Annotated in this window: 1 pseudogene; it reads right to left on the bottom strand. The window is 75.9% G+C overall.

The window, feature by feature from the left end:
* Window positions 1-398, bottom strand: a pseudogene (locus tag ACEN88_RS34475) (RND transporter); the annotation flags it as partial.

A 398-nucleotide genomic window follows, 5' to 3' on the forward strand; every position in this document is an offset into this window, starting at 1 on the left:
GCTGGACGCGGCGCCGGGCAGCAGGGCGGCGTAGTCCAGCACCGGGCGGACTTCCACGAGGCCGGGTTCGGCCGCCACACCGGCGGTGGCGAGATCCTGCCAGGACAGCGCGGTGTTTCTTCCCGCGAGGACGCCCTCGACCGTGGCGGCGCTGCGCGCCAGCAGCGGCGCCATCTGCGCGAGCGTGACCTGGCCCGTCAGCAGCGGCGTGCCCAGCGTGACGGCCAGCAGGTTCGCGACGCCCCGCAGGGACGGGTCGCGCGCGAGCGCACCGAGCAGGGGCCGTGCATCGACGAGGCGCGCCGCCAGGTCGCGGACCTCGTGCGCGTCGAGGTACAGCAGGCCGTTGCGGCGGAAGAATTCGGCGCCCGCGCCGAGGTCCACCGCGCGGAACAGGG

Origin of the sequence: Massilia sp. CT11-108, from assembly GCF_047302915.1 — a bacterium.
Classification (GTDB): Bacteria; Pseudomonadota; Gammaproteobacteria; order Burkholderiales; family Burkholderiaceae_D; genus Telluria; species Telluria orientalis.